This window comes from Bifidobacterium aesculapii (assembly GCF_001417815.1).
Taxonomy (GTDB): domain Bacteria; phylum Actinomycetota; class Actinomycetes; order Actinomycetales; family Bifidobacteriaceae; genus Bifidobacterium; species Bifidobacterium aesculapii.
This window is the reverse complement of sequence record NZ_BCFK01000003.1, coordinates 42,358-63,792: the sequence shown is the minus strand read 5'-3', so window position 1 is coordinate 63,792 and position 21,435 is coordinate 42,358. Positions and strand designations below refer to the sequence as shown.

13 protein-coding genes are annotated in these 21,435 nt (G+C 66.6%); 1 reads left to right on the top strand and 12 read right to left on the bottom strand.

All coding sequences use genetic code 11. The features are described 5' to 3' along the window. Positions 1-925 precede the first annotated feature (925 nt). The 4 genes from fruG to fruE form a co-directional block, all read right to left on the bottom strand. A complete protein-coding gene (gene fruG / locus BFAL_RS00440; protein WP_055426485.1) occupies positions 926-1,948 on the bottom strand; it encodes a fructose ABC transporter permease FruG in 1,023 nt (340 codons plus the stop codon). Further along, positions 1,945-3,018: a fructose ABC transporter permease FruF gene (gene fruF, locus BFAL_RS00435; protein WP_055426484.1), complete on the bottom strand. Its 1,074-nt coding sequence runs from the start codon at positions 3,016-3,018 to the stop codon at positions 1,945-1,947. Before fruF ends, fruG begins: the two co-directional genes overlap by 4 nt. A gap of 11 nt (positions 3,019-3,029) precedes the next feature. Next, positions 3,030-4,559 carry a fructose ABC transporter ATP-binding protein FruK gene (gene fruK / locus BFAL_RS00430; protein ID WP_055426483.1) on the bottom strand — a complete coding sequence of 510 codons (1,530 nt, stop codon included), beginning with the start codon at positions 4,557-4,559 and terminating at the stop codon, positions 3,030-3,032. A gap of 151 nt (positions 4,560-4,710) precedes the next feature. Next, entirely contained in the window at positions 4,711-5,694 is a 984-nt protein-coding gene (gene fruE / locus BFAL_RS00425; RefSeq protein WP_055426482.1) for a fructose ABC transporter substrate-binding protein FruE, read from the bottom strand. A 292-nt stretch (positions 5,695-5,986) separates the two neighbouring features. Here fruE and BFAL_RS00420 point away from each other — a divergent pair, with 292 nt between their 5' ends. After that, positions 5,987-6,256 (top strand): hypothetical protein, encoded by a 270-nt coding sequence (locus tag BFAL_RS00420; RefSeq protein ID WP_055426481.1) that lies wholly within the window; start codon positions 5,987-5,989, stop codon positions 6,254-6,256. A 154-nt stretch (positions 6,257-6,410) separates the two neighbouring features. Here BFAL_RS00420 and BFAL_RS00415 read toward each other — a convergent pair whose 3' ends face one another. From BFAL_RS00415 to BFAL_RS00380, 8 genes are all read right to left on the bottom strand, one after another. Further along, positions 6,411-8,216 (bottom strand): LpqB family beta-propeller domain-containing protein, encoded by a 1,806-nt coding sequence (locus tag BFAL_RS00415; protein ID WP_236691604.1) that lies wholly within the window; start codon positions 8,214-8,216, stop codon positions 6,411-6,413. Continuing rightward, on the bottom strand, positions 8,213-9,940 hold the full coding sequence (gene mtrB, locus BFAL_RS00410; protein WP_236691603.1) for an MtrAB system histidine kinase MtrB: 1,728 nt from the start codon (positions 9,938-9,940) through the stop codon (positions 8,213-8,215). Before mtrB ends, BFAL_RS00415 begins: the two co-directional genes overlap by 4 nt. After that, positions 9,937-10,701 carry an MtrAB system response regulator MtrA gene (gene mtrA, locus BFAL_RS00405; protein WP_082440219.1) on the bottom strand — a complete coding sequence of 255 codons (765 nt, stop codon included), beginning with the start codon at positions 10,699-10,701 and terminating at the stop codon, positions 9,937-9,939. The genes mtrB and mtrA overlap by 4 nt, the downstream gene beginning before the upstream one ends. Before the next feature lie 116 nt (positions 10,702-10,817). Beyond that, entirely contained in the window at positions 10,818-12,245 is a 1,428-nt protein-coding gene (locus BFAL_RS00400; protein ID WP_055426479.1) for a replication-associated recombination protein A, read from the bottom strand. Further along, the gene (locus BFAL_RS00395; RefSeq protein WP_082440218.1) at positions 12,245-14,884 is read right to left on the bottom strand and encodes a DEAD/DEAH box helicase; all 2,640 of its coding nucleotides are present in this window, start codon (positions 14,882-14,884) and stop codon (positions 12,245-12,247) included. The genes BFAL_RS00400 and BFAL_RS00395 overlap by 1 nt, the downstream gene beginning before the upstream one ends. 137 nt (positions 14,885-15,021) lie before the next feature. Further along, positions 15,022-16,083 carry an FAD:protein FMN transferase gene (locus BFAL_RS00390; protein WP_306345415.1) on the bottom strand — a complete coding sequence of 354 codons (1,062 nt, stop codon included), beginning with the start codon at positions 16,081-16,083 and terminating at the stop codon, positions 15,022-15,024. Positions 16,084-16,147: 64 nt separating this feature from the next. Further along, positions 16,148-17,173, bottom strand: a complete 1,026-nt coding sequence (locus BFAL_RS00385; RefSeq protein ID WP_082440217.1) for a PPK2 family polyphosphate kinase — start codon at positions 17,171-17,173, stop codon at positions 16,148-16,150. A gap of 351 nt (positions 17,174-17,524) precedes the next feature. Further along, positions 17,525-21,400: a 5'-nucleotidase C-terminal domain-containing protein gene (locus BFAL_RS00380; protein WP_236691602.1), complete on the bottom strand. Its 3,876-nt coding sequence runs from the start codon at positions 21,398-21,400 to the stop codon at positions 17,525-17,527. Between the last annotated feature and the right edge of the window lie 35 nt (positions 21,401-21,435).

The window sequence follows — 21,435 nt, the reverse complement described above, 5'->3', positions numbered from 1 at the left end:
GGTCGAGGGGGGACAGGGTGATTCGTCCTCGATCCGTTGAGACCGATCTCTCCCGGCCAAGGAAACGCTCCCGCCCCACACAGGCCACAAGTACCCTCCTGGACCCGAAGTGTGGAGCAGCGGCGCTCCACACAAACGTCAGGTCCCGGCATGTGGAGCAGCGCTGCGCCACACAAGACCCGCAGGACATTCGCCGAGGGCCGTGTGGAGCAATACCGCTCCACACAACGCGCAACAAGGAAGAAGAGACGGAAGTGTGGAGAGCGGCCCCTCCACACGCGACGCATACGCGAATATAGGCACAAGTGTGGAGCAATACCGCTCCACACAGGCCACGAATACCCGCCTGAACCCGACGCGTGGAGCAGCGGCGCTCCACACAAACGTCAGGTCCCGGCATGTGGAGCAGCGCTGCGCCACACAAGACCCGCAGGACATTCGTTGATGGTCGTGTGGAGCAATACCGCTCCACACCAACCGGCGAAGCCTCAGAGAAATCAGCGTTGTTCTCCATTGTCGTTGCGAGGTTTGCCTTGCCTCACGGTCAGTCAGCCAGGCCCGGGCGCCCCGCCCATCATCGTCCAACCGTACTTCTCCCAGCGACATATCAACCCACAAAGCTTCAGAGGAAAGCACCGGCGCCAAGACGCACCAAAAAGGGTGTGGGGTGCGGCCGGCTTCGGCCACACCCCACACCCTTGATGAAAGGAAGGAAAAGAAGGAAGGGAGAGGTTGGAGGCCGGTGGACCCCGCCGTCACGCCCCGCAGGAGACGCTCATCGTCTCCAGGCGAGGAGGAATGCCTGTGCGGGGCATCCGGCGGTTGGTTCCACCGGCTTCCTGTTCAGTTATGTGTTCAGTTATGAGATTCGGTTATGGTGCCGATTCCGGTGGGGACGCGGGAAGTACCACGCCCCCACCAATCGCTATTTCTTCGAGCCGACAGCGGTGACGACGCGCTGCAGGACCACGAAGGCGAGAATCATCAGGCCGACCACGATGGTGGTCCATTCGGCCGGAACTCCGAAGTCGGAGGTCAGCGGGTCGATGATGGAGCGGACCAGGGCGCCGAGGGCGGAGCCGAGGACGTAGCCGAAGCCGCCGGTGATGATCGTACCGCCGATGACCACGGAGGCGACGGCGTCGAGCTCCCAGCCGACACCGACGGTGTTCTTGGCGGAGCCGAGGTTGGCGATGTACACGATCGAGGCCAGGGCGGCGAGGGTCGCCGAGGTGATGTAGATCGTGAACTGCGCGCGCTTCACGGGCAGACCCATGAGCTCCGCGGAGGAGCGGGAGCCGCCGATGGCGTAGATGGTGCGGCCGATGCGGGTGTGGTGCAGCAGGATGTAGCCGAACAGCAGGACGATCAGGGAGATCACGACGCCGAGGTTGAAGTAGAGATCGTGGCTCAGCTTCGGGTTGTCGATGATCGTGATACTCTTGGCGATCACGGAGAAGTCGTTGTTGTCCGGGAAGGTCAGCGAATCGGTGGAGATGATGGAGGCGATACCACGGGCGAGGAACATCGTGGACAGCGTCGCGATGAACGGCTGCATGTTGAATTCCTCGATGAGGACCGCCGCCAGGATGCCGAAGACGGCGCCGATCAGCAGCATGACGATCATCACCACGAAGGCGGGGACGCCCGCGTTGGCCATCTTGATGCCGATGACGGCGGTGATGGCGACGATGGCGCCGACCGACAGGTCGATGCCGCCGGTGAGGATCGGGAGGGTCATGGCCACGGCCAGGATGATGAGGTAGGCGTGGTCGATGAACAGGGTGGAGATGAAGCCGAGGCGCAGGTAGGTGCCGAAGAGCGCCTGGCCCATGACCATCATCAGGATGAAGATCACCACGGCCGCGATGGTCGGGATCATCTGAGCGTCGAGTCGACGCGTCTTCTTCACGGCCTTCTTGGCCGGAGTTGCCGTAGCGTTTGTCATGCTGCCACCGCCTTTTCAGAGGACTTGAGCGCGCGCTTACGCTTGAGTTCGGCGCTCAGGTTACGAACCTTGGGAGCCTGCATCACGCAGATCACGATCACGACGACGGCGAAGAAGGCCGGGGTGGCGGCGGAATCGATGCCGAGGGTGATGATGGTCTTGCGGATCATGGCGATGATGACGGCGCCGACGGCGCTGCCAGCGAGGGAGAACTTACCACCGAGCAGCGAGGTGCCGCCGATGACGACCGCGAGGATGGCGTACATCTCGAGATCCTGACCGGTCTTGACCACGTCGACGCGCATCACGGATGCGGTGGCGAACAGGCCGGCGATGGCGGCGAGGAAGCCGGAGATCGCGTAGACGAGGAAGAGGATCTGCTTGGGCTTGATGCCGGTCATGCGGGAGGCTTCCGGGTTGATGCCGACGGCCTCGATGAACATGCCCATGGCGGTCTTGCGGCACAGGAGGCCGACGAGGACCACGATGACGACCGCGATGACGAAGTTGGCCGGGATGCCGAGGATGAAGCCGTTGGCCATCCAGCGCAGCGGTTCGCTGCCAGCGACCGCAGAGGCGTCGGTGTTCTCGCCGGAGGTGATGACCTTCGCGAGGCCACGGCCTGCGAGCATCATGATCAGCGTGGTGATGAACGGCTGGAGGCCGAGGAACGCGACGAGCGCACCGTTGATGCAGCCGACGACCAAACCGATGACGAGCGCCAGAAGGATGGACAGCCACACGTTCGTGCCGTTGCTCAGGGCCTGCATGGCCGCTGCACCGGCGACGGCCATCACGGAGCCGACGGAAAGATCGATGCCGGCGGTGGAGATGACCAGCGTCATGCCGGTCGCGATCATCAGGTAACGCGCGGATTCCTGAAGCATCGTGATCAGCGGGCCGGCGAGACCGCCGGTGTTGTCGTTCCAGGACAGGGCAAGGAACGCGTGGTCGAACACGGTGCACAGCAAAATCAGCAGGATGAGTGCGATGACCTCGACGGTCAGGTTCGAGGAGAGCAGCTTCTTGAAGACGTTGTTCTTCTCTTCTGCTTGTTTCTTATCAGCCATCATCCCTCCTTTCAGTTCTTCACGTTCGTGTTGGCGATGGTCTCGACGATGGTCGACTGGGAGACGGTGTCGCCGTTTTCGATTTCTGCGATCTTGTGACGATCCTTGAGGACCTCGATGTCGTCGGACAGACGAACGACCTCTTCAAGCTCGGAGGAGATGAAGACGACGCCCATGCCCTTGGAGGCGAGGTCGAGCACGACCTGCTGGATCTCGGCCTTGGCGCCGATGTCGATGCCTCGGGTCGGCTCGTCGAGGATCAGGAGCTCCGGGTGGGTGGCCAGCCAACGGCCGATGAGGACCTTCTGCTGGTTGCCGCCGGAGAGGTTCTTGATCGGGCGGTCCGGGTCAGCCGGACGCACGTTCATCTCCTTCATGTACTTGTCGACGATCTCGTCCGCTTCCTTCTTCGGAATCGGCTTGAACATGCCGCGCGTCGCCTGAAGCGCCACGAGGATGTTCTGGCGGACGGTCAGGTCGCCGATGATGCCCTCGTCACGACGGTTCTCGGTGGAGTACGCGATCTTGTTCTTCAGGGCGGTGTACGGATCGTTGATGGCGACCTGCTTGCCGTTGAGTTCGTACGTACCCGAATCCGGCTTGTCCGCACCGAAGAGCAGACGGCCGAGCTCGGTACGTCCGGAGCCCAGCAGACCCGCGAAGCCGACGACCTCGCCGGCGTAGATGTCGAGGTCCACCGGGTTGATGGTGCCCTTCTTGCCGAGTCCCTTGACGTCGACGATCGGCTTCTCGCCCGGCTCGATGGCGCGGCGGGCCTTCTTGGCGCCGATCTGGGAGAGTTCCGCGGCGGACTTGCCGATCATCATGCCGATGAGCTCGTCACGCGGGGTCTCCTTGGTCATAACCTCCTTGATGAAGTGGCCGTTGCGCAGGATGGTCAGACGGTCGGTGATCTCGTAGATCTGATCGAGGAAGTGGGAGACGAACAGAATGGCCACGCCGGAGTCGCGGACCTTGCGCATGATGGCGAACAGGTCCTGGACCTCGTTGGCGTCGAGGGAGGAGGTCGGCTCATCGAGGATGAGCACCTTGGCGTTGATGACCATGGCGCGGGCGATGGCGACGAGCTGCTGCATGGCGATGGAGATCGAGCTCAGCGGGGTGCGCGGATCGATGTGCTCCAGACCCATCTGCTTGAGGTACGTCTTGGCGGCCTCGTGGGTCTTCTTCCAGTCGATGCCGAACGGGCCGCGCTTCTCGTGGCCGAGCATGACGTTCTCGCCGACGGAGAGGTTGGTGCACAGGTTGACTTCCTGATACACGGTGGCGATGCCGGCGTTCTGCGCGTCCAGCGTGCCGTTGAACTGCTGCGGCTTGCCCTCGACGGTGATTGATCCCGCATCGATCTTGTAGACACCGGTGAGGGCCTTGATCATCGTGGACTTGCCGGCGCCGTTCTCACCCATGAGAGCGTGGACCTCGCCGGGGTACAGCGTCAGATCAACACCGTCCAGAGCCTTGACGCCCGGGAATTCGATCGTGATGCCCTTCATCACGACGATAGGGGTTTTGTCTGTCATATCTTTGCCTTTGAACAGGGATTTGTTACTGTTTTGTGATATTTCGACCTCACATGAATGATGGTGCACAAGGAACGTTCCTCGTGCACCATCATCTACTACATTGTCATGCTTGGTCGGTTATCACCACTGATTGGGGCTCGTGCCCGTATCAGTAGGCGCGGGAGTTGGAGTCCAGGGCTTCCTTGGCGCTGGTGGCGTCGAAGGTCTTGGACTCGATCTGGATGTCGGACTCGACGTCCTTGCCGTCCAGGTAGTCCTTGACGGCCTGAGCGGTCTCCTTGCCGAAGATCGGGTTGTACTCGATCACGTAGGAGAGGTCGCCGTCGACGAGGGCCTGCAGAGCATTCTTGGTGCCGTCGATGGTGATGATCTTGACCTTGCCCTTGAGGCCGGCGGCGTCAACGGCCTGCGCGGCACCGAGGCCCATCTCGTCGTTCTGGGCGAAGATGAACTGCGGGTTCTCGGACTTGTACTTGTCCAGCAGACCGGCGGTGACGGTCTTGGCCTCATCGGTGGACCAGTTGGCGGACTGGGACTCGAGGACCTTCACATTCTTGGCGACCTTGGCATCCCAGCCGGCGCCACGATCCTTGACGACGGACAGGCCGGCGGGGCCTTCGAGGATGAAGCCGTTGGCGCCGTCCGGGAAGTTCTTGTTCACGAACTCGGCGGCCTGTTCACCGGCCCACTCGTTGGACGGTCCGATGTGGGAGACGATGGCCTTCTTGGCCTCGGAGTCCTTGACCTCGACGTTACGGTCGACGGTGAAGACCGGGATCTCGGCCTGAGCGGCCTTCTTCAGGGACTCGTCCCAACCGGAATCCTCGGTGGAGGACAGGATGATGGCGTCCACCTCATCGTTGACGAACTTGTTGAAGGCCTGAATCTGCTTCTGCTGGTCGTTGTTCTGGGTCGGCGAGTAGATCAGGTCGAATCCGGCGTCCTTGAACGCGGACTTGATGTCGTTCTCGTTCGCGGTACGGAAGCCGCCCTCAGGGCCGACGGCGACGAAGCCGACGGTCTTCTTGCCGCTGTCCGAGCCACCCTCGGAGTCGGCGGAACCACACGCGGCCACGCTCACCAGAGCGGCGGCGGAAGCGACGAGGGCAATGGCCTTCTTCCAATTCTTCATGTTTATACTCCTCCTCGAGTTAACGAGCGCCAGGGTCCTTCCCCTGACTGATGACCTTTTGTCATCGACATGTTTAAGTATGCACCGAACACTGTTAGCGTTCAACTTCCGGCGATAACATTTCGATAACGCCTTGATAACGATTTGGTAACAGTGTTTTCGCACTTCGGGATATCGGCGCGGTTGCGCCGTTTTCAGGTATCATAGGTAACGCCGTAACGAGGCGCCGCCGCCGCGTATAGGCATATGCGTGTGCGGTGGCCAGCCGTACAACGCACACGAAAGGATATCGATGGATACCGTCATTCTCATCATCAAGCAGATCGATGGCGTCAAGCATCTCGCCGGCGTGGCCGCCAACATCGGCGACGCGGCCGAGCTGCTCGCCAAGTGGGAGCCGGAGTGCCCGGACAACTTTAACTTCCTCGGCACCGAAGAGGTGTACGGCGTCAAGCGCCACCTCATCAACATCCCGTTCAACATGCAGTACCTCATCTACGAGGTGCCGCTGAACTCCGAGGTTCCGCAGGAGCTCTTCAAGAGCGAATACGGCGGCATCTGATCGTCCGCACCGGCGACCGGCCGGTCATCCGATCGTCGCGCCGCACGGCGGCGCGTGCATGAGGGCCCTCCACCGAAGGTACGGTGGAGGGCCCTCGCCGTCCCCTCCCGGGCGCGCCGCCATGCGTCGACACGGGCCGCGCCTGGGCTCCGTCTCATTGGGCTCCCAGCGCGGTGACCTGCGAATCGGCGATGGACCACGACCCGTCGAGCGATCCCGAGACCGACCGGACCACGCCCAGATCGTCGAGCACGGCGAGCCTGCGGTACAGGGCGATCTGGCCGGAGGCGAGCCCCACCGCGGTGGTGTCCGGCATGCGTTGCCGGGAATCGGGTCCGGGCGCGATCTGGCGGAACCCGCGTTGCGCCGACGTCGAGACGCCCCTGCCCGACCTGTCCGAAGTGCCGTCCTCATCATCGGCGCGCGTCACCCCGGTCACATAAATCAGATTGAGGTCGTTGTAGAAGGTCATCATCGTGACGCCGCCCTGCCGGGAGATCTCGGCGTACTGGTCGGACAGGCCGGTGGGCACGAGATCGCCGTCCCTGCTCACGCCGGCCATCACCACGCCGTCGTCGAGCGCGAGGGCGAGACGTGCGCCGTCCGGCGACAGGGTGATCGCGTGTATCGTCTCCGAACCGAGCCATCCTGCCGACAGATGACGCTCGGTGTCGCCGCGCGAGACATACAGGCTGTGCCCTCCCTCGGAGACCGCCCATATCTCGCCGTCTAGCCCTCCCGAGATGAACGACGAGCGTGCGCCGGAAAACATCTGCCCGCATGAGGAGGCGTCGGCCTTGAGGCATTCGACCACACCGTCCTCGCGCAGCACCGCTCCCCCATCCTTGGAGAACGCGAGTCCCCTCGCCCCCGGGTACCCGCTGGTCTCGCCCACGCGCAGCGGGCTGGACGATCCGAGCGACACGACGCGCCCGTCCGTGAGGGTGTAGATGCCGACGTTCGGCTGCTCGTTGTCGATGGCGAATCCCGCATCCGCATGCGAATGGTCCGCGCCGTCCACGGTGACCTTCAGTTGGGCGCTGGCGACGCCGTCCCCCAGCGTGAGCCGGATGAGGTGCACGAGCGTGGACTGGGACTCCGGGCCGAGCTTGAGGAATTCGCCGCTCAGCTGCACCTGCGGCATGCCGTCCGCCATCGGCACGCTGTCCACGGCGAGCGTGACCTTCTCCTCGTTGACGTCCCGCACCGCCCCGCCCAGCCATGCGGCCCCGCCGGCCAGCAGCTCGCGCACGGCCTGCGTGCGCCAGTTGCGCCAGCTGAGCCACCGCACGTCGGGCACGAGATGCCTGCCGGCGGCGTCGATCCGATAGACGGAGACCTGACGGAACACCTGCTCGAAATCGGCCAGCGAGACCACCACGCCGTCGTCGAGACGGGCGATGCGCCACTGGCCGTCGGACTGGGCCATCTGGAACGTCATCGTCGTGGTCCCGCCATCGGTTTCGGCGGGCGTGTACAGCCCGTGCGAGTCCAGCGTGCCGATCACGTTGATCTCCGCCTCGACGACGATGCCGCCGCCGCCCTCCGGGGAGCCGGTCTGCGCGCTCGCCCTGCGCGAGAACGAGGGCGTGCCGTCGTAGATGACGGCGGAGGCGTCGCCGTTCCATCGCGAGGACGCCTGCGCGGTGAGGAACTGCCGTGCGACGCGGTATCCGTCCGACTGCACGCCGGCGGGCATCGCGTTGAAGAACCCTTCGACGATGCCTTCCGGTTGGTCGTCGTCCGTAGGGCCGTCCGGCGACGTGTACACACGCTGCGTCTGCTGTTCGACCGGCGAGAACGACTGCACGCCGCCGCCGACAGGCAGGCCGATGGGGCTGGAGCATGCGCCGGCTGCGCATACGAGGGCCGCCGCCGCGACCGCCGCCGCGATCCGCGCGCCATGTCTCGCGGCCCGGCGCATCATACGGGCGAACGCCCCGGTCCGTTCCTGCGTCATGGCATCCTCCCCTCGCCGATGCCGGACGCGCCGTCCGCATCGTCGTCGCGTCTGATGTAGTCGCCGCTGCGGTTGTCGGCGATGCCGAACCCGCCGACGATGCGCAGCCGTCTCGTGCCGGGTTCGAAATCGACCGGAAGCTCGTTGTCGTGCACGGCGCCGCGGGCGGGATCGCGCGGCAGCATGACGAGGAACCACGTGCCCTCGCCGAGCTCGGAACGCACGCGGATCGTGCCCTGGTGCAGTTTCGCGTCGGTCATGGCGATGGACAGGCCGAGGCCCGTGCCGCCGGTGGTCCGGGCACGCGACGGGTCCCCGCGCCAGAACCGGTCGAACACGTGCGGCACCTGGTCGTTCGACATGCCCACGCCGTGGTCGCGCACGGAGATGACGACGGCGCGCCGGTTGACGGCGAGCCGCACCTCGATGGGATCGTCCTCGGCGAAGTCGACGGCGTTGGCCAGCAGGTTGCGCACGATGCGCACGATGCGGCGCGAGTCGAGGAAGGCGAGCACCTCGACGTTCGGCAGGTACACGTGGATGGGCACGCGTTTGGCCTTGGCGAGTTCGGACACCTGCTCGACCGCCTCGCGGATGGGTTCGCGCACGTCGGTCTCGACGAGGTCGAGCGCCGCGTAGCCCGCGTCATAGCGGGAGATCTCCAGCAGGTCGGCGAGCATGTCCTGGAAGCGGCTGATCTGCCCGCCGAGCAGCTCCACGGTGCGACGGGTCATCGGATCGTAGTCGTCCTTGCGGCTTTCGAGCAGGTCGGAGGCCATGCGCATCGTCGTGACGGGCGTGCGCAGCTCGTGGCTGACGTCGGAGACGAACCGCCGCTGCATCGCGCCGGCCTCCTCCAATTCGTCGATCTTCTGGTTGAGTGCGGCGGCCATCGTGTTGAACGAGTCCTGCAACGAGCCGATCTCGTCCTTGCGCGTCACTGGCACGCGCGCGTCGAGGTCGCCGGCGGCGAAGGTCTCCGCGGCGGCGGCGACCACGCCGACGGGACGGATGATGCCGTGCAACACCAGCCATACGACAAGTCCGACGAGCACGCTCAACACGAGGCACACGACGATCAGGTTGATCTGGATCTGGGTGAGCGAGTTCTCCTGCGTCTCGTAGGAGAACAGGGCGAAGAACTCGATGCCTCCCACCGCGCCGAAGTCGAGCGTCGTGCCGAGCACCGCGCCGGGCACGCCCATGCGGCTCTCGATGTCGATGGAGACCGGCTGGTAGAAGACGCGCCTGTGCGTGTCGGAGGCGACGGCGGTGCGCATGTCGTCGGTGACGACCGATTCGTAGGTGGGGTCGGTGGAGACGGGCACGATGAGACGGTTGTCGTCGCCCTTGCTCCACAGGTACACGCTGACGAGGTTGGAGGAGCCTTCGTTCTGCAGCGAGGACGCGAGATTGTTGACGAGCTGCTGGTACTGCATCGAATCCGACACGTCCGCGGAGTCGAGACCGGTCTGGGCCTGCGTGACCATGTTGGAGAAGTCGCTGCGCGCCTGGCCGGACACCTGGTCGAGCAGCGTGGAGCGCACGGACAGCATCGACACGAAGGAGAAGACGACGGCCACGGCGAGCGTGACCGCGACGACCATCGCCACGGTGCGCGCCTGCAGCGAACGACGCACCTCGGCGCGTCCGCTGCGCAGCAGGCGACGCCAGCTGAACCGCCGGCCGATGCGCATACGCCGCCGCGCGTCCCCTCCGCTCATGCCGTGGCGCCGCGCACGTCCGTCGGCGGCACGAACTTGTAGCCGATGCCGCGCACGGTGACGATGATGCGCGGATGCTCGGGATCGTCCTCGACCTTGGCGCGCAGACGCTGGATGTGCACGTTCACCAGACGCGTATCGCCGTTGCCGTCATAGCCCCACACCTTCTTGAGCAGCGTGGCGCGGCTGATGGCCTCGCCGGAGCCGGCGGCCAGGACGGCGAGCAGCTCGAACTCCATCGGCGTGAGGTTGAGGTCCTCGCCGTCCTTGGTGGCGGTGTGCCCGACGCGGTCGATGACGATGGCGCCGCGCTCGATGTGCTGCGGGTCCTCGCCGGAGCCGTCCTCGCCGGAGCCGGAGGCCGCGGCGGCGAGCTTGGCGCGGATGCGGAATCGGGCGCGGATGCGCGCGATCAGCTCGGCGACCTTGAACGGCTTGGGCACGTAGTCGTCGGCTCCCGCCTCGAGGCCGGCGACCACGTCGACCGTGTCCGACTTGGCGGTGAGCATGATGATCGGCACGTTCGACGAGGTCTCGCGGATGCGCCGCGCCACCTCGGTGCCGTCTATGCCGGGCAGCATGACGTCGAGCAGGATGAGGTCGGGATTGACGGTGGGGAACATCTCGACGGCCCTCAGGCCGTCAAGGCACGTGGTGGTGCGGAATCCCTCGTTCTCCAGCACGATGGAGAGCATCTCGCCGAGCGCCTGGTCATCGTCGACGATGAGGATCATCTTCCCCGCGCTTTCGTCCTGCGTCATCGCTGTGTTCCTTCCCCGCCGGTGGTGGCCGACGTCGCCGTGTCCGTATCGCGCCCGCCCTGCGGCCCCATCGGGGCGGGGCGGGAGACATCCGCTTCATTGTACCCCGTAAGCGTTTACCCGTGGGAGCGCCCGGCATCGGACGCGCCGGAGCCGCCATCCCCATGCGCGCCTTCCGCACCGCCACCGTGCAGGATCGGCTCGATGCGCGCCATGCGCGCGGCGACCTCGCGCTCGTAGCCGCGGTCGTTGGGCCGGTAGTAGCGCCGCCCGCGCAGATCCTCGGGCAGGTACTCCTGCGGGGCGACGGCGCCCGGCCAGTCGTGCGCGTACTTGTAGCCTTCGTGGTTGCCCCACTCCTTCATGAGCTTGGTGGGGGCGTTCCTCAGGTACAGCGGCACCGCGCCGACATGCCCGGCGTCCACATCCGCCAGAGCCTCGTTGATGGCCGTGTAGCCTGCGTTCGACTTCGGCGCGGTCGCGACGGCTATCGCCGCCTCGGCGAGGATGATGCGCGCCTCGGGCATGCCGACGAGCGCGACGGCCTGCGCCGCGGCGACGGTGACCTGCAGGATCTGGGGCGCGGCCATGCCGACCTCCTCGGCCGCGGCGATCATGATGCGCCGGGCGATGAAGCGCGGGTCCTCGCCGGCGCGGATCATGCGCGCGAGATAGTGGACGGCCGCGTCCGGGTCGCTTCCGCGCATCGATTTGATGAACGCGGAGATCACGTCGTAATGGTCGTCGCCGTCCTTGTCGTAGCGCACGGTGGCCACGTCCATGACGGCCGAGACGGTCTCGGGCGTGATGACCGGCCTGCGTTTGCCCTTCTCCCGCGCCTTGTCGCCGGTGACGGCGCCGGCCGCGGCCTCGAGGATGGTCAGGGACTTGCGCGCGTCGCCGCCCGCCATACGCACGATCTGCGCGATGGCCTCGTCGGTGGCCTTGACCTCGCCTTCGAGCCCGCGCGGCGAGGCGAGCGCGCGGCGGACGAGCTCGTCGAGCTGCTCCGGTTCCAGCGATTCGAGCTTGACGACGACGGAACGGCTCAGCAGCGGTTTGATGACGGAGAAACTGGGGTTCTCCGTCGTCGCGCCGATGAACGTGACGTCGCGGTTCTCGACGGCCGGCAGGAGCGCGTCCTGCTGCGATTTCGAGAACCGGTGCACCTCGTCGATGAACAGGACGGTCTCCTGCCCGCGGGCGACGAGCCGTTCGTGCGCGCGGTCGAGCACGGCGCGCACGTCTTTGACGCCGCTGGTCACGGCGGACAGCTCCTCGAACACGCGGCCGGACTGGCGGGCGACGATCGTGGCGAGCGTGGTCTTGCCGACGCCGGGAGGGCCGAACAGGATGACGGAGCTGGGCGCGGTCAGGCTGCCGCGCGACGCCGGATTGGCGAGGCGGCGCAGGGGCGAGCCCTCCCCCAGCACATGGGACTGGCCGATCACCTCGTCGAGCGTGCGCGGGCGCATGCGCACGGCGAGCGGGCGCGTCACGTCCTCGGGCGCGTCGGAGGCGGCGAACAGGTCGTTGGACGCCATCAGTCGTCGCCCACCGAGTAGTCGAAGAAGACGACCTCGCCGTTCTCCTGCGTCGCGTCGAGGTCGACGACGCCTTCGATGGCCCAGTCATGGTCGCCGTCGGAGTCGTCGATGATCTGGCGCACCTTCCACGAATGCTCGTCGCGCTCATGCTTCGTGTCGAGCATGAACAGGTCGGCGGAACGCGCCTTCGCATCGGTGTTCACGTATTCGTGCTCGTCGTAGAAGTCGTCGAGCGCGTCCTCCCATTCGTGCACGCCGTAGCCCCAATCCTTGTCGAGCGCGCCGAGCGCGTCCGGGTCGTCGAGGTCCATGAGCTGCACGCGGCGGAACAGGGCGTTGCGCACGAGCACCGTGAGCCCGCGGCGGTCCTCCACGACCTCGTCGCGCCGGCCGGGCGCGGCGAGCGAGGCGGCCGCCTCGGAGGCGTCCGCGGAGCCGCCGGAGCCCGCGTTCTCCCACTCGTCGACGAGGCTGGAGTCGATGGAACGCACGAGCACACGCAGCCAGGCGATGATGTCGTCGAGCTGCTCGTCGCGCTTCTCAGGCGGCACGGTGCGGGCGAGCGCGCGGTACGCGTCGGACAGGTAGCGCAGCAGCGTGCCTTCGGATCGGGCGATGTTGTAGCGGGCGATGTAGCCGGTGAAATCGGAGGCGGTCTCGACCATGTCGCGCACCACGGATTTGGGGCTCAGCCAATAGTCGTTGGCCCATGGCACGTCGTGGCGGTACTGGTCGAAGGCGGCGTCGAGCATCTCCTCCAACGGTTTGGGGTAGGTGATCTCCTGCAGCCGTTCCATGCGTTCCTCGTAGTCGAGGCCGTCGGCCTTCATGTCCGCCATGGCCTTGTCGCGCGCGGCGCGCTCCTGGGCGCGCAGCACCTGCTTCGGGTCGTCGAGCGTGGCCTCGACCATGGAGATCACGTCGAGCGCGTACGTCTCCGATTCGGGGTCGAGCAGTTCGAGCGCGGCGAGCAGGAACGGGCTGAGCGGCTGGTCGAGCGCGAAGTCGTCGGGCATGTCGAGCGTCATCACGTAGTCCTTGCCGCCGTCGGAGCCTTCGAGCACTTCGATGACGCCCGTGTCGAACAGGGTCTGGAAAATCTCGTCGGCGCGCTGGTGCAGATGCTCCTTCTGGTCGGGGGTCTGCGCCGAATCGTCGATGAGCCGCGCGATGCGTTCCCGCGCGTCGCCGCCCTGCGCGACCTCGTTGAGCACCATCGAATGCGTGATCTTCAGGTGCGGCACGAGCGTTTCCGGTTCGGCGTCGATGAGCTTGTCGAACGTGTTCTGGTTCCACGTGACGAACCCCTCCGGCGGCTTCTTGCGTTTGATGCGCTTGAGCTTCTTCGGGTCTCCCCCGGCCTTGGCGACGGCCTTGTGGTTCTCGATCTCGTATTCGGGCGCCTCCGCGACGACGAGGCCCTCGGTGTCGAAGCCCATGCGTCCGGCGCGGCCGGCGATCTGGTGGAATTCGCGCGCCTTGAGGCGGCGCATCTTCGTGCCGTCGAACTTGGTAAGCGCGGTGAGCACCACCGAGTGGATCGGCACGTTGATGCCCACGCCGAGCGTGTCGGTGCCGCAGATGACGGGCAGGAGGCCCTGCTGGGCGAGCTGTTCGACGAGGCGGCGGTAGCGCGGCAGCATGCCCGCGTGGTGGATGCCCACGCCGATGCGCAGCAGACGCTGCAGGATCTTGCCGAACGCCGTGGTGAACTTCACTCTCTTGATGGCCTCGGCGATGGCGACGCGCTGCTCCCTCGTGGAGATGCCAGCGGAGGCGAGCGCCTGCGCGGTCTCCAACGCGGCGTCCTGCGAGAAGTGGACGACGTAGACCGGCGTCTCGCCGTTGCGGCAGGCGAGTTCGACGGTCTTGTCCAACGGGTCGAGCGTGTACTCGTAGCTCAGCGGCACCGGGCGCGGCGCGTCGGCGATGACGTCGACGTCCGGCGTGTCGTTCAGGTCCTCGAGCTTGTTCGCGATGGCGTCGACGTTGCCGAGCGTGGCGCTCATGAGCAGGAACTGGGTCTGCGGCAGGGCGAGCAGCGGCACCTGCCACGCCCATCCGCGGTCCGGGTCGCCGTAGTAGTGGAACTCGTCCATGGCCACGCACCCGACGTCCGCGTGCTCGCCTTCGCGCAGCGCCTGGTTGGCGAGGATCTCCGCGGTGCAGCAGATGATCGGCGCGTCCGCGTTGATGTGGCTGTCGCCGGTGATCATGCCGACGTTGTCGCGGCCGAACACTTCCACCAGGTCGAAGAACTTCTCGGAGACGAGGGCCTTGATGGGGGCCGTGTAATACGAACGCCGGCCGGTGCACAGGGCGGCGAAGTGCATGCCGAGCGCGACCAGGGATTTGCCCGAGCCGGTGGGCGTGCTGAGGATCACGTGGTCGCCGGCGAGCAGGTCCATGATGGCCTCCTCCTGATGCGGCCACGGCTCGACGCCCTTGACGTCCTCGACCCATTGGAAGAACCGCTGGTAGATGTCGTCGTCCGTGAGGTTGCGCGCGCCGCCCTCCTCGTCCCATGAGGGCGCGAGGCGCCCCAGCGACCCGTATCGGGTCGCGGCATCCGCATCGTTCGCGTCGCGGGCGTCGTCGCCGCGCTCCGCGTCATCGTATTCCTTCTCGTCGGTCATATGTCCCAAGCTTACTAGCGCTCCCGGTTCCGGACGCGCCGCCCCGTTCCCCCACCATTCGCTCCGCGCGATTTTGGTGCGCAAAACGCGGGTTTTGCGCACCAGAATCGCGCGGAACCGGTTCACGCAATGCTCGGTCAGTGGGCGAACAACGTGCCGGGGAATCCGGTGGAGACGACGGCGGTGCGGTCGGCCTTGAGCACGGCGCACGAGAACGCCGAGGACGGCCATCCACGCATGGCGAGCGGCCCGTGGAGGCCGCACAATCCATCGTGCAGCACGTTCGGGTCGGTGGTGAACAGCGCGGTCGCCAACCCATCGGCCAATGCGGTCGGGAACATCGCTGACAACCGCATCGCATGCGCGGTCTCATCGGTGGTGCGCGGCGCGGCGCGGAGTCCGGGTGCAGGCACGTGGACCCATGTCGCAACAACGTCGTCGACCGGTGTGCCGCTTACGGCGTCGATCAGATGGTGGACGGCGACGGGCGCGCCTACGCCCGGAACCGTCCAATGGCGGCGGCTCGGCGCGCTCGCGCAGAACGCGCCGAGACCGACATGCGCTACGCCGACGGCGTCATTCGGGTCGCGCGGGTCCTCCAGTCCGATGGCGATGGGGGTTTCGGTCTCGACGAGCAGGTCGCCGCCCGCGTCGATGACGAACCCACGGGCGAACGAATCGTGCGAACGCAGCACCGCCGCGATCAGGTCGACGAGATACCCCTTGCCGCACGCGCCGAAATCCAATGCGACCGGACGCGTCGTGACGAGCGTCGTCGTTCCGCGGCGTTCCACGTCACCGCGCCAGGTCGGCCGCCCGTGGATCGCGCCGAGCGAGCCGGCGGCGCCCGGAGCCATGGTGAACGAGTACCGCGCGTCGTAGCCGAGACGGATGAGGTCCTCGCCCACGCACGGGTCGAACGCGCCGTCCGTCGCCGCGCACAGCACGTCGCACAGGTCGAACAGCGGGCCCGCCCAGTCGGGGAAGTCGAACGCGCCGCCGCCCGCGCGCATCGCCGAAACGGTAGAATCGCCGCGGAAACGGGACAGGACGGACTCGTAGCCGTCGATGAGCGCGGCGATGTCGCGCCGCGCCGCTTCGACGGACGGTTCGTCGCCGACAGCATCGCCGGCCGGCGTCCACTGGATGATGACGCCCGTGCCCAACGCGTCGGGGAAGGCCATCGTGTGCTGCACCATGCGCCCCATCGTAGGCCACCCCGTCTCACCACGAAGCGCGACCGTCTCGCCGCATCCGGCGCGGCTAATCGTCGGCGAGACGGCGGCGGGCCTCGTCGCGGTCGATCTGCGCTTCCAGCGGCGGCCATGACATGTTCATGTTGCGCAACGTGGTGCGCAGCAGTTCGGAGACGACGGCGCGCGAATACCAGCGTTCGTCGGCGGGGACGAGGTACCACGGCGCCTCGGATGTGCTCGTCCTCTCGAACACCTCCTGCCACGCGGCCATGTAGTCGTTCCACTGGTCGCGCGCGTCGAGGTCGGACACGTCGAACTTCCAGTATTTGGTGGGGTCGTCGAGACGCGCGAGGAAGCGGACGCGCTGCGCCTCGCGGCTGGAGACGAGGAAAATCTTGATGACCGCGCACCCGGAGGCGACGAGATTGCGCTCGAACGCGTTGACCAGATCGTAGCGGCCGTGCCACACGTCCTCGGGGAACGTGCCGTAGATGCGCGGCATGACGATGTCCTCGTAATGGGACCGGTCGAACACGCCGATCCACCCCGGATCGGGCAGTTCGCGTTCGACGCGCCACAGGAAGCCGTGGGACGCCTCCTCCTCGGTGGGTTTGCCGAATCCGTGGTAGCGGATGCCCATCGGATCGGCCTGGCGGAACACGTGGCGCACGATCCCGCCCTTGCCGGAGGCGTCCATGCCCTGCAAGACGATGAGCAATCTGCGCGGCGACCCCTTGACCCCGTTCGCATACAACAGCCGCTGGTAGCGGGCGATGCCCGAGGAGCTCAGGTCGATGAACCGTTCGCCGTCGAATCTGTCACCGTCGAATCCGGGCGTCGAGGCGGCCTTGTGCGCGGCGAGCTCCCCCACATCGACGCCGTGATGGAACATGAGCCGCTGCGCCGGCGGCAGCGACCAGATCGCGCTTAAGAGCTCACTGGATTTCGCGGCGCGCGCGAGCCGCTCACGTACATCGTCCGCGTCCTCGACCGTGCCGATGAGATCCTCCGCACGGTCGAGCGCCTTGTCGATGCGCTTGGATTGGCCGCCGCCCTTGGCTTTGCCGTTGCTTTTCCTGTCATCCTTGGCCATGCGTCCGATTGTACGCCGCCACAGGCGCCACGGACGCCGCCGCGGAACGTCAGCCCGGGTCGACGGGCAGGCAGCCGACCTAATCGTAGGTGTTGGAATGGCACCAGTTCCACGCGTCGTCGACGGAGCCGAACGCCTCGCCGCACGAACGGCCGGGCCGTCGCGGGAATCCGCTGATGCCCCGTCACCGCGATGATCATGGGTCCCTCCCGCCCGTGGCATGTCCGGTTGTATCGGCTTCCATTGTACGGGGAATGAACAATCCCGGCCGGCCCGCTTTCACGCGGGTCGGCCGGGACATACATGGCGCGGCGGGGCGTCAATCGGATGCGAGAATCCGACCGACGGCCGTCAGCGGCGCACCTTGGCGAGCGTCACGCCGGCGCCCGCGAGCAGGAGCACGGCGGCGACGGCCACGGCGACGTTCGAGCCGGTGGCGCTCAGCTGCGGCTTCCTGCCGGGATTGTTCTGATCCTGCGGCTTGGTCTGCTGACCACCTTCACCGCTGCCGGCGGCCACGGCGAACGGGATCGTCGCAGTCGTGCCGTTCTTGGCGCCGGTCACGATGACCGTCGCGTCGCCGGCCTTCGCGTCCTTCGGCACGGTGACCGTCAGCTCGGCGGTGTCGCCGTTCACGACGTTCGCCTCGCCCGCGCTCTTGCCGTCGATGACGGCGGTGAGCTTGGTCTCCGCGGGCACGCCCAGCGAGGTGAGCGTGAGCTTGGAGAACTTCAGCGTGAACGAGTCGCCGGCCTTGACGGAGGTGGTCGGCACGCCGGTCACAGCGACGGCACGGCGGTCGTAGCGCGGCGTGATCGGCGCCTTCGCGGATTCGGCCTTGAGGTAGTCGATCCACGCGTCACGATCGACCAGACCGGAGTCCTTCATGTCCTTGCCCTGGGCGAAGACTCGGAAGTTGTCGCCGCCCTGCAGCAGGAAGCTGAACGAACCGATGCGGTACTCCTTGTTCGGGTCGAGCGGCTTGCCGTTGATGGTCACCGAGGTGATGTGCCGTCCCTGCGGGGCGTCCGGATCGTACGTGTAGGACACGTTGTGCGACAGGCCGAGCTGCAGGTACGGGCGGGACGGCGTGGAGCCGTCGGCGGTGGTCTGCCACTGCTGTTCGAGCGCCTCGCGGAACTGCGCGCCGGTGAGCGTGGTGGTCCACAGGTTGTTGAGGAACGGCAGCACGGCGTTCGCCTGCGCGTACGTGATCGAGCCGTCCGCCGCGAGCGGGCAGGCCGCGTTGGCGCCGGTGCGGCACAGTTCGGCCCTGAGGCCGCCGGGGTTGACGACGCCGATCTCGGCGCCGCCGCGGTCCTTGTCGGACAGGGAGGCGAGCAGGGAGTCGGCGACGAGGTTGCCGAGCGTGGACTCGGAGGCGCGGTCGTCGCGCTTGCCGTCCTTGAACGCGGTGGTGATGTCCGCCGCGACGGAGCCGACCTTCTCGTTGCCCTTCTCGCCGGCGACCTTGAGAGCCGCGTCCACGATGGCCTTGACCTTGGCGACGACGCCGGTCTTGTCGGCGTCGGCGAGCTGCTGGTCGAAGTCGCCCTTGCTGGTGCCTTCCGGCGCGGTGAGGGACGCCACGTTGCCGGACTTGGCGTAAGTCACCTTGTCGGTGGTCTTGTCGTAGTCGAGCACGACCTGGCCCACGTTCGCCGCGTAGCTGCCGGTCTGGATGATCGGGCGGCCGTTCCTGGCCGGGTCGGTGTACGAGTACTTCATGTGGGTGTGGGCGGTGAAGATCACGTCGACCTTCGCGTCCGTGTCGTCCACGATGTGCTTGAAGACGGGGCTGGAGGCCTTCTGCTCGTCGAGCGTGGGCTTGGCGGTCTCGTCGTCCTCGTTGGCGGGGGCGCCCTCGTGGTATTCGGCCACGATCACGTCGGCCTCGCCGTTGTCCGTCTTGCCGTCGGTGAGCTGCTTGGCCACGCGGTTCACGGCTTCGACCGGATCGCCGAAGGTGATGTTCTCGATGCCGCCGGGAGAGACCAGCGTGCTGGTCTCCTGCGTGACCACGCCGATCACGCCGACCTTGACGCCGTCCACGTCCTGGATGCTGTATTCGGGCAGGGCCGGGGTCTCGGTGCCCTTCTTGTACACGTTGGCGCCGAGGTAGTCCCACTTGGCGTTGCGCGCGCCGTCCTTGCCGATCACGCGATCGGTCAGGTCGTCGTAGCCCTGGTCGAACTCGTGGTTGCCGACCGCGGAGGCCTTCACGTCGAGCGCGTTGAGCACGTCGATGGTGGGCTGGTCACGCTGGATGGCCGAGTTGAACAGGGAGGCGCCGATGTTGTCGCCGGCGGAGAGCAGCAGCGAGTTGCTCGGGTATTCGCCCCTGAGCTGCTGGATGGTCGCGGCGAACGGCACGGTCAGGCCGGTGTCGATGCGGCCGTGGAAGTCGTTGAAGTTGAGCAGATTGATGGTGGTCTTGCCGGTGGGTTGCGGCGTGGAGGCGCCTGCCTCGATCCAGCCCTGGCGCAGCGAGTGGCCGCCGGTCACGCCGTCGTCCGCCCAGAACACGGGCTTGTAGGTCTTGCCGGCCTCGCCGCCTTCGACCGTCTGCGCGGCGGAGTCGGGCGTGATCGCGAAGCCTTCGGAGTTCTGGCCGGCGATCTCGGCGGGGGTGTTCACAAGCTTGGTGAGCTGGAGCGCGCCGTCGGCGAATGTGTACACGCCGATCTTCGAGCCCTTGCCGTTGTCGTTGTCGCCTTCGGCGAGCAGCTGCTCGTGCTCGGCGTCCCACGTGAGGTCGCGCGGGCCGTCATAGCCGGCGTTCACGGCGGTCTCGGGCACGGGGATCTGGGCCACCGGGTAGGCGGCGTCCGTACCGTCGTCGAGCGTGGCGAGCGCGAACGCGTAGATGGCGTTGGTCTTCTCGAGCGCCACGAAGAACAGGCCGCCGTAGCTGTTGGCGGTGCCCTTCGGGTCGTACACGTGCACGTTCTTCGGGTCGAGGTTGGTCTGGAAGCCCTTGGCGGTGAGTTCGGCGTCCGGGATGAACGCGACGCCTTCGACGCCGAGGTTGGCGTCGTCCTTGCCGAGGGTCACATCGAACTGGCTCAACCCGGCAGTCAGGTTCCACTCGTGGGTGGCGGTCAGGTCCTGTGCGCCGTCGTCGTTGGCGTCCGTGGTCTTGGCGGTGACGTCATAGGCGAGGATGGACGGGCGGGGCGTGTTCTTGTTCTCGTTGTCGCGTTCGACGCCGACGAACACGCCCTTGGAGGAGTCGGGCTTGCCGTCCGCGCCCGGGATCAGCGTGATGCCTTCGGAGTCCACGCCGCCCTTGCCGTCCTTGAAGTGCAGCTGCTTGCCGCCCTTGGTCTGGCCGTCCTTGGTGAACGTCCAGCCGTCGGCCGGGTCCTGCTTCCACTTGCCGTCGACCTTCACGAACTTGTTGATGGAGCCGGGACCCTTGGCCTCGGTCTCGCCGAGCGTGGGGTTGAGGTCGTTGTCCGCGGCCCACAGCGTGTCCGAGGCGCCGGCGCGGCCGGTCTCGTAGACCAGGCCGGAGAGGTTGCCGTCGGTGTGGTCGCCGGACTGGCCCTTCGCGCCGAACTCGCCTTCGGCGTCGACGGCCGTCACCTTGTCAAGTCCCGGCCACGCGTCCACGGTCATCGTCTCGCCCGGTTCGGGGGTCGGCGTGGGCGTCGGGAATTCGTTGGCGGCGCCCGGCGTGGGCTTGTCGCTCACCTTGAACGTGCCGTCCTCGGCGCGCGACCACGACTGCTTGGCGGTCATCTTGTCGGCGAGCTTCCACGTGGTGGAGTCGACGAGCGCTGAGGCGTCGTACGAGTCGCCGGTATTGGAGGTGAGGTACACGGAGTCGGCGTCGGAGCCGAGGCCGGGGTCGCCGTTGTAGTCGATCGCGGCGACGAGGTAGCCGTGCGGCGCGATGGTCGTGTCCGCCACGACCTCCTTGTCCGTGCCGATCGTGTAGTGCTTCTTCTGCTTCTCGTCATAGATGCCCCAGCCCTTGACGTCGACCGGAGCGTCGCCGGTGTTGGCGAGCTCCACCCAGTCGTCGCGTTCGGTGACGGCGTCGCCGACTTCCTTCGTGTTGCCGGCGAACACCTCGTTGATGACGACGGTCGGCTTGGCGGCGTCCGCCGCGAACGCCGCGGGCGCGCCGGTGACGGCGAGTCCGCCGAGCGTGGCGGCCGCGGTCGCGAGCGCGATCAGACGGCGCACTGCCGGTCGCGTCCCATGATGTTGGATTCCCACTGTTCTTCCCTTCCGTTCCTGTCGTTCGCGCTGGC